The organism is Pseudomonas sp. PA-4-8C (assembly GCF_021606625.1).
Lineage (GTDB): Bacteria > Pseudomonadota > Gammaproteobacteria > Pseudomonadales > Pseudomonadaceae > Aquipseudomonas > Aquipseudomonas lactis.
This window is the reverse complement of record NZ_WKCD01000203.1, coordinates 1-10,214: the sequence shown is the minus strand read 5'-3', so window position 1 is coordinate 10,214 and position 10,214 is coordinate 1. Positions and strand designations below refer to the sequence as shown.

The following is a 10,214-nucleotide window of genomic DNA, read 5'->3' as shown; positions in this document are numbered from 1 at the left end:
GGGTAGTGGAAGTGGGCGTACCACAACACCGTTTCTTCGCCCCGTTGGCCCGCGTTGATCCGGTTTTTGTCGCGGATTGCATACTCCGTCAAAAAGTCACCGGCCTTCAAACTGACACGGCTGCGTACCAGGTTGATATCGACAAAGCCATGACGCCATAGGTAGGCGACATTGGCGGCTTTGGGGCGCTGCTGTTTATACCCTTCGGCGCACACTGTGCGGGCTTGCTGCGTGGCGGCGTTCGCCTCAGCCAGATAAGCATTGCGCAGTGCCATACCCTCGTCATTGGCCTTGTGATCACGCGTGAGTTCCTCTGCAAGGGCTTGGAACTTTGCTGCATGCTGGCTCAGCATCACATCCCACTCATGCGGGTCGAGTACGTCGCGTCGGCTGGGATCCTCAAGCTTGCGCTGTTGGAAGCGAATGCTTGCATCGATACCCGTGCGTTCGTCCCTGACGGTTTGTCCCTGCGCCTTGATCATTCTCAGCGTGCGTACCGCAGGCACAGTAGGCTGGGGCGGTCGCGCAGGTTCCACGATGTTCCACACACCTTCATTGGCGTGTTCGTGATAAGTGGCGACGGTTTGCCCGGTGAGGGGGTTCTTGATGTCAACGAAACTGCCTTCGACACCAGGCTCGCTCGGGCGCAGGTCACCCACAAGCGTCTCTTGGTTACGGGTTCTGATGACTCTGCGGCTGGCCGGTCTCTGCCGGGCGGCGCGATTGGCGGGGCGCCTGGGGACAAAGCCCTCTTCAGACAGGATCAACTCGGCCAGTTGCGCCTCCAACGCAGTGCGGGCCAGGCTGAACTGCTCCAGGAACGAGGCTCTATATTCTTCTCGCACAAGTTCGGAACCCATTTCAGATAACGAATTAACGGCGTTTTCCAGGCGACCGTACTGCTGGAGTGCATCCCTGAGTACATCCATTTGTTCAGCCGGTGAGTAACCGCTGGTGGCGAGCACTTCGGTATGAGTGAGTATGGAAGCGCTCGCTCGCCGATCGGTGAGCACTTCAAGGAAAGGGTGCTCCTTCGGGCTATCGGTGTCGCGGGCGCGGTCGATGATCAACTCAACAAACGCCAACAACAGATGCTGCTCTATAACACGCGCAGAAATCGTGTTTTTGGAGGTGATTTTGCTTGAGAGCTTAGTCCTCATTGTCGGGCTGGCCTGATGCAAAATGGCTTCCGTTTTTTCTGCAATCTTGGCCATTTCCTTGAGCAGTTTCAGCCGCTGTGTTGCACCGCTGATGAACTGCTCATAGGCGTCCGTGACGTGGTTGGGCAGTTCTGCGTCGACCCGTAGCAGTAGCTCGGCAAGACTTTCGCCGCGCCCGGTTTGCAGCGTGTTTTGGATTTTCTGATGCAGTGTTGAATATGAAAATAGTAAGTGATCGTAAATATTTTCGGTCGCGACATCTTGTACCTGTTTGTATTGAACCTGTGTTCTGTCCAGTTCCAGCAGTTCTCGGGCCATTGCTAGAGAGCTTTCCTGCGTCGAAAAATACACTTGTGTGTTTTCATGGTAGTTGTCGACGGCGATGTTCCAATCGGTTGCGGCACGTGCTGCCGAGCGTTGCCTTTGCTCATGGCGCTCAACGATTCTGGGGCGCAGGGCGGCAAGTAATGCAGGGCTGTCGAGCCTTTCCCAGTCAGCTCGCAAGGCTTGTTTGTGTTCGATGAGTTGGGTCCTGGCGCGACTTACGGCATCTTTGAGCTGTTGCGCCTGAGGCGTCAATGCACTTGCATCAATGCTCAGGGCTTCCAATCCTGAACTCAGTTGCTCCAATTTTTCCCTGCGTTTTTTTTGCCACTCGCTTAGCCGTTCCCTGGGCATGCCCCCCTCCAGCCTGGCATGCCGGTCCAGGCGCCAATGCCCCTGACCGTCGCTGATCAACCTGAAACCCGGACGCTGCGGGTGCTGCGGATGTACCAGATAGACCTCGCCAAACCCCGGCACAATGCTTACCTGGAACAGCAAGCCGCCGACGCTGGCATGCCAGGTCCCGTCGATGCGGTAAAGCCCCTTCAGCGCACCGGCTGGCTGCGGCGCGGGTAAGGTTTCGGGCCAGGGCACATGCACTTGAACCAGCGCCTTGAGCAACTGTGCGCTGGCCATGGGGCTGGCAAGCGAGCGGCTGAAGTCAAGGGCGGTATGGCCCGTGGCCGGAGGCTCGCCGGGGAGTGCGACCGGGCCATTGCGTACCGGCACGGTACTCTGCGTTCGTGGCAGGCCGGCAGGGCGCCGCCAGGTTTCCAGGTGCAGGGCGTGGTCCTGCGCAGTAGGCTCCCGGAGCGGTTGCGCCGAGGGCGAGGCGGCGTGCAGCAGTATCATTGCGGTATTGAGCAACAGATCAATCAACGCCAGCTCGCGGGTGGTCGAATCATCGCTGTCCAGGCCTGCCAGGTCTTGCGCAAGGCTGCTGACCAGTACCATGAACCACCCCACCAGCATCGCCGGGCCCCGTACCAGTGGCAGCAACAGGGTGTTGAACAGTAACCAGGCGCCTTGCATCACAATGGCCCAGCGGCTTTCGCGGTTGGACACCGACTCGCGGTCGGCCAGGTCCACGAGCGCCCGTGCCGTGCTGCCGAACAGGTGGTTGAGCAACTGACCGTTGATCTGCGACTGCATCCATTCATCGGCACCTTCATCGACGGCCAGGGTGGCGGGCTCGGGTTTTTCAGGCACGCTGAACTCATCTCCCGGCAGGAAGCGAATGAGGTGAGGTTCGCGAATACCGCCGTGGTCGTAGATCGGGCGGGCCGTGTCGCTCAGCCAGATCAGCACGCTGTCTTGCAACGCGCCGGGGCTGGCGAGGGCATCGAGCAGCGCCTGGCGGGTGGGGAACTCATGCAGCGTATCGGCGTACAGCGGTTGATAGAGCAGGTGCGGGCCGATACGGGTATCACGCGGTTCGATGATAAACGTATTGCAGACTTCATCAGGTGTGGCGCCGGCCTTGCGGCACAGCGCCAGTGGGCGCAGGACGATCTCCTGGCCGTCGACGTAGCGATCCAGCGGGGTTTCACCCATCAACGCCTTCACATAGCGATAGCCCGCGATGCTGACGCCATGCTGCCGGCGCATCTTGTATTCAAGCGCCTGCATTGGCAGCTTGACCTTCAGCTCCCGGGTAAACAGTGCTTCGCGTCGTCGCGCATCGGCGGTGTCGGATAGCAGCGTGTCCTTGATTTTCTGCGGATAGGCCGTGCCGATATCTACGCGTTGGATCAGCCCTGTGGTGCCCAGCAAGTAGTCTTCTGTGAGCCAGACCGGCAAAGCCTGGGCGCCTTTGGCCAGGATTTTCAACGTGCCACTGGGTTTGCCGGACAGGTTCTTTAACGCCAGCTCGGTCAGCGACAGGCGCACATGTTCGACAATACCTGCACCGCCCGGGTAGCCGGCACTGACGATGAAGTCGAGCACGACCTCGTCGGGATCGCAGTCGCCGTGATCGGTTTGCATCTGTTTGCGCAAGGTGGTGCGGCTGAAGCTGTAGAGGTCCTCGATCCCTTGGTTGAACGATTGCCCCTGGTTCTGCTGCAGCACCTGAGCCATGTCCTGCAGGTGGCGGTGGTAGGCAAAGCGGTCTGCGCTATCAGCCTGGCTGAGCCAGTCCGGCAATCGGTCGCTGACATTTTGCAACGTCGGGGCGGCGGGGACGCGCACCTGGGTAAAGAAAACTGCCGGGTCAGTGAGGGTTTCCAGACGCCTGCCCAGGGCGGTTTCCTCTTGCCCCTGGAACGTCAGCGTCGCGAGGTCTTCCAGGTGTTGGTTGAGAATCAAGCCGGCTTGTTGTTCGAAGACGTTGCCGTTCGGTTCGTTGCGCCGCCAGGTCAGGCTATCGAACGCAAAGCGCTCGCGCATCCTCGTCGCCCAGGCTTCGCCGAAGGCGTCGATCGAGTCGAAGGCTTCGATGGTCCCGGCCAGGCTGTACAGCAGCACCTGTTTATCGCGCATCAGCAGCAGGTCGGGTGTCAGCAGGAGCGCTTCCTTGCCGGCGCTATGAAAGGTGTTTTCGATGAAGAAGACATAGGTGGCGGGGGTAGAACGGGGCAGGCGCTCCTGCAATACCGGCCAGGCGGCGACAACCGCCAGCATGTCGCGTTGGGTTTGATTCAAGGTGGATTGGCGCGCTGCTGCCGCAGTCATTTGGCCGTTGAGAAACTCGGCCAACCATTGCCAGCGGCTGCTGTCATGGCTGTCGGTTTCACTCCAATAGTCCGCCAGGTCATGCTGCCAGTGCAGGGACAGCGACTCGGGCAGGTCATCGAGGATGCGTGCGATGACCTGCATGTCGATCAGTGCCGGCGCCTGTGGCTTGAGGATCTTGGGGGCTTGCTGGGTCAGGTAGTAAGGCAGTTCGCGTTGTGGGTGCAGGTCCAGCGGTTGCGGGTTCAATGCATGGGCTATCGCCACTTCCATCAACGAGGGGTAGGTGTAGTGCCCCTCAGGGTGAGGGGTGGCCAGCTTGACCGCGCGCAGGTCCAGTTGCAGCGTGGGGTAGTGTTCCAGAATGCGCCTGCGCAGGGCATTGAACACCACCGAATACAAGGCCGGGCGCGTGGCGAAGCGGGCATGGACCGCTTGGGCGGGCAGTTGCTCAAGGGCTGTGAAGGGCGAGGGGGTTGGGTTGGGCATGCAAAGTCCTTTGTCTGTATTGATTCAAGGGGCGGCTCTATGGGCCGACCAGCGATAGCAAATCCAATTCCGTCACGTTGCGGACGGTATAGGGATACCGCCGCTACTGCGTGGCCCCGCGCGCGCGACATATGCACCTCTTGAGGTGACGGCCCGCGTGATGTGCTGACACTCCATTTCAAAGGAGTGACACGATGGCTGATGCAACCCAACCTTCTTCGCCTGCTGCGACGCAGAGCCTGCATGGCGATTTCCTCGAACACGCCAGCCCTCGGTGGCTGATCGACGCCCTGCCTGCGCGCAGGCAAGCGCTCAAGGACGCCTCCACATCGCCGCCCACCTGGCTTGAGAAAGCCTCACCTGCGCAACGCGAGGCGGTGGCGGCCAGCTTTCTGGAAAGCTTCAGTGCACAGACGCAGTTGGACAAAACCATGGCCAGCTTCCAGGACGTCAACGACTTCGCCAGGCCCTTGTTGCTCAAGGCACTGAAGGATCAGTACCAAGTAGAGGTCGACGTCGATAAAACCTTGCTATGCCTGCGCCGGCCGCTGGCGATTGGGGTTCTCCAGACAGAAATCTCGGACTTCCAGTTCCTGAAACTGTCGATGCTGGATGCGGCCTTGCACAATTTCGAGGCCGATGAGTGCAAGGAAGGGGCTTACCACAAGACTTCGGGGTTCGTGGAAGCAACCGACACCCCCGGCACCTACCATTCAGTCACGGTCAACCTTAAAGTCAGCCAGTTCCTGAGCCTGTGCCGGAGCCTGGATATCGGCGTCAAGTACCAAGCTTATCTGCAGACGTTTTTTTACCCTGAGGAGGGGCAGGCGCAAGCGACCTTGCGCGAGCATTTTATCGCCAGCCAGAAGGCTGCATTGAAGGCCGCCGCCGAGCAGGCCGTGTTGACCGGGGATATCCTGCCCGCCGACCAGCGCATGATCCTGTCGGTGATCGAGGGTGAAATTCATCCGTGGATGGGCAACAAACAAGTGTGGTTCAGGACCCTGGGCCTGATGAAGCTCAGAATGACCGGCTGCATGGTGTTTTTGATCTGTAAAAAATACACCTACCCCAATGAGCTGATCATCTACATTCCCCAGGACCCGGTGCACCCGCTCAAGCGCTACACTTGGGCGCAGATGGAAGCGCAATTCAAGCGTCTGTTCACCGAGCGCGATGCGGCTAAACCTGCTGATGCGACACCGACGCCGTACCAGGCGTTTTTCAGCCGGTTCGTACCCTATGAAAAAAGAGCGTATTACTTCAGTCAGTTCACCCAGAAAGCCGCCGATTCGCCCACTGACATCTGGCGCTCGCCCTGGAAAAAACTCCTGGACTTCACCACCCCGCACTTCATCACCGGCATCAAGGAGTTGCCGCCCGAGAAGCCAGCCAAACTGGAACCCAACAACGACCCGTATCTTTCACCTTCCACACGTACCCGGGCCGGCAAGGGCATCTGGGCGGCGAACATCGACCCCTGGAAGTACTTTTATGAGCAACATCGCGAGCAGTTGATCACCGACGCCCGCGCCCACGCAGTGCCTGCTGCCGATGTGGATGCCAAGGCGCGTGAGGCCAAGCTTGCGCACCTGCTGGAGATCGGCATGCTCGGGCTGAACATGGCCTCGATGTTCGTGCCGGTGTTGGGCGAGGTAATGATGACTGTGATGGCTGGACAGTTGCTGTATGAGACGCTGGAAGGCGCGGTTGAATGGGGCGAAGGTGACCTGCAAGCGGCCAAGGCACACCTGATCGACGTCGCCGAGAACCTTGCGCAGATCGCGGTGATGGCCGGCGTGGGCGCAGGAGTCAGCCGCTGGCGGGCGGCCAAGGCGCAGCCTGTGATCGAAGCATTGAATGAAGTGAAGCTGCCCGATGGTCGAACCCGGCTGTGGAGGGCCAGCCTGGAGCGCTATGCCAGCCCGGTGACGCTTGAGCCCACGCTGAGCCCCAATGACCTGGGCCAGTATACGAAAGAGGGCAAGACTTATATCCGCCTGGGCGCCCAGGCTTACGAGCAGTCATTCGACACGTCGTTGCAACAATGGCGGATCAAGCACCCAACCGATCCCCAGGCTTACCAGCCGCTCCTTGAGCACAACGGCCACGGTGCCTGGCAGCACACCTTGGAGCGGCCGCTGGAGTGGGACCGCCTGACGCTGTTGCGGCGAATAGGGCATGCAACCGAGGCTTTCACCGACCAGGCGTTGCTCACGTTGGCCGATGTCAGTGGCGTCAGCGACAACACCCTGCGCAAGATGCACGTTGAGCGTACGCCCGCGCCTCCTGAGCTGCTGGAGGCAATGCGTTTGTTCAACACGGACACCGCCGCCGCCGCGGTGATCGAACAACTGGAAGGCGCCAAACCCATTGATGAGTTGTACCTGTATGCGTTGCCGCTGATTGTGGAAATGCCTCGCTGGCCACAAGGGCGGGCGCTGGAAATCATCGACGGCCCAGCACTGACGGCTAAACCGGTCAGGTACGGCGTGGGGCGTTCGCGTACAGGTGCGACCATCAAGGTCAGCCGCCAGCATATCCTGGGCGGCGAGCTACCCGAGCGTATTCTGGAGGCCCTGGATGAGTCCGAACGTGTGCAATTGCTTGGCGCCGAGGCTGCGCGGGTTCGCGAGGCGCGCAAGCTTGAGTTCAACAAGCAGCTTGCCGACCACGCGCGCCAACGCAAGCCCGCGATTTTCGACAGTATCTATGCCGGTACCGAAGCGGTGGACCCGCGTGTCCGCCGGCTGCAGCGCAACTGCCCGGGGCTCAGTGACTCGGCGGCGCAAGCTGTGCTCGAGCACGCCAGTGCCGACGAGCTGGCATCCTTCGAGACCGCACCGCGTGTGCCCTTGAACATGTTGGAGGAGGCCCGCTGGTATGCCCGCCAAGGGCGCCTGGTACGTGCCTATGCCGGGCTGCGCCGTGAGGCCATCGCCACGGCGGACAGTCGCCGGCTGGCGCTCAATACCCTTGAGACGTTGCCGGGCTGGCCGTCGACGTTACGCCTGGAGGTACGTGACGGCCGTATCGACGGCGCATTGCTCGACAGTATCGGCCCGCAGGCGGCGAGCGCAAAAAAGTACCTGGTCAAGCAAGGCCCCGGTTACCAGGCGTTCGATGAACGCGGTGAGGCCCTCAATAGTCTGCCCAGGAATGGCGATAACTTTTTCGCTTCGTTGATGCATGCGCTCCCCGATGATGCGCGCCAGAGCTTGGGGGTGCCGCAGGTAAGCCAGCAGGCGGCGCTGCAGGCGAAAATCATCGCGCAGGCCGACAAGCATCGTCTACAAGCGGCCGTGTGGCTGGAGCCCAAGACGCAGTGGTTCAAGGCGCCTGCGCGGGTCAATGGCGTACTCAAGGGGTATTACGCCAGTGGGCGCATGCCTGACCCGCGCCAGGCGATTATCCGCGAGGTGCGCAAGATCTACCCTGATTTGACGGACGCCCAGGTTGATGACTTTATCCTTGAGCTGCGGCAGGCGGGCAACGATGTCCGGGCGATTGCGAATCGACTCAGGGCGTTGTTTGAAGAAAACCGCCAGATGCAGGCAACTCTGGATGGCTGGATCAGTCGCGCAGCGCCGGCCGACCGCCATTACCACCTTTTGGCCGCCCAGGCCCTCAAGCGCAGTTGGCGCCAGGCTGTGCTGGCCGGCAAGGTGCCCGGCGCGCAGGTATTGTCGCTGAACCTGGATACGCCGCTGCCGCCCCTGACCGCGAACTTTTCCCATGTGCGCGAGTTGAACGTCAGCGGTGCCGCCTTGCATGACGGCAATATCGACGAGTTTCTGCGCTATTTTCCCAAGCTTGAAAGCCTGTCCATCGAAGCCACCCAGGGCCTGCGCGCAGAGCGCGTGCCACGTCCCTTGCTGACCAACTTGCCGGTCTCGCTGGCGCGCCTGGAGGGGCTCAAGCACCTGAGGCTGACGTTGAGGACATCTGAGCTGGCGGAGCAATTTCCCGCCAGGCTGGCAACATTGACCGGCCTTGAGCGCTTGGAGGTCGGCTACTTTGGCTATCAGAGCGCGCGCCTCGACAGCCTTGACCTTACTCCGCTGCAGCAGCTCAAAACGTTGAGAGTCGTTGCGCCCAATGTGACGTTGCAATGGCCAGCCTATGTACATCAACTGGCGCAGCTGGAGCGCCTGGACCTGGCACAAACCAGAGTGCTCAAGCTCCCAGACAGCCTTTACACCGGGTATGAACGGCTGTGGCGAGGGCTGTCGCTGGACTGGTCGCAACTGAGCTATGAAGCGTTCAAACCGGCCTACGAACACGTCAAGAATTACGCGGGGAGCTCTGGTCCGCACCTCATGAATCTGGATGAAATGGTCAAAGGTTTCGCCCAGGGAGAACTGGCGTTGCTGATGGGCGAAAAGACGGTCGCCGAGCGAGTGACCGACGCGCTCATGAGCACCTGGAAGACCCCGCAAACACGCATGAATGCGCTCCAGGCGCTGCGCGAAGAACACCTGGGTATCTTCAAACAGTTTTATCAGCCATCAACGCTTCCGGGCATCAGGCATAAGTTTCGTGTAGAGCGCTGGGAGGCGGGGTATAACGCACGCATCTTGACGGCGCTTGAAAAAAGCTGGACCTGGGCCGTGAGTAAGCGCTACGGGGTCAAGCTCGACGAGGAGATCAGCGGGCAGGGCGATACTTTTGATGGTTCGGTGTTCGAACTGCCGGCCTTTGACCTGCCCACCGCTGCCGAATTGAGCAGCGAGAAAATTGACGAGTTGCCCGTGTTGCCTGCCGGTACTTTTTCCCATGTGAAAACCCTCAAGCTGAGCTGGCTGGAGGATGTGCCCGCCGACCAGCTCAAAGGTTTCGTCCGTGCGTTTGGCGGCGTAGAGCAACTGGAAGTGCGTTACAGCTACCTCAGCGACGTGCCTGTCGCCGCCGACGTGCTGCCGTCCCTGACCCACCTGAACCTGTCCGATAACCTTATCGTGGTGACCCCTGCGGTGCAGGCTCAATTTGATGGGATGAAGAATCTGCAAGTGTTGAACCTGCAGTACAACCCGCTGGGTGGATTGAATGTCAGTGCGATGACGAAGCTGACGGCCTTGAATCTGCGCGATACGCGGTTGCAGGCCTGGCCGACTGGCGCCGAAAACCTTGCGCAGTTAGCCTGCCTGGATATGCGTGACAACGCGTTGACGAGCCTTGCCCCCAGCGCCCTCAGCCACCCGGATATGCTGTTGCGCACCGAACTGGCGGGTAACCCGTTGAGCGCTGAAGGCGAGGCGGCATTGAATAGGGCGCGCAACCGCATCGAGCGGGAGAGGGGGCTGCCTCAGGGTGCCTTGAGCCGTTTTGCCCTGGCACAAGAGCCCTGGACATTTCCGCCGACGGAGACGGCCGCGTCGTTATCACGGTATTTACTGTTCTGGCGGCAGATGCCTGAAAACCCTGAGGAGACTGCCAGTTTCGTCGTGCGTTTGCGGCGCGTAAATGCCGGGCTGAACGATGAGCAAGGGGCGGCAAGGATCGAGCAGTTGCGCCAAGCCGGCATGAGCGACACGCAACTCGATACGCTGCTCAGTCAATGGCAGCGGA

At 60.5% G+C, this 10,214-nt stretch carries 2 protein-coding genes; one reads left to right on the top strand and one right to left on the bottom strand.

The window, feature by feature from the left end; all coding sequences use genetic code 11:
* Positions 1–4,646 (bottom strand): hypothetical protein (locus tag GIW04_RS22485; RefSeq protein ID WP_236479207.1); only part of this gene is annotated, 4,646 nt, incomplete at its 3' end.
* Between the two features lie 194 nt (positions 4,647–4,840).
* Here GIW04_RS22485 and GIW04_RS22480 point away from each other — a divergent pair.
* Positions 4,841–10,214 (top strand): leucine-rich repeat domain-containing protein (locus tag GIW04_RS22480; protein ID WP_236479205.1); only part of this gene is annotated, 5,374 nt, incomplete at its 3' end.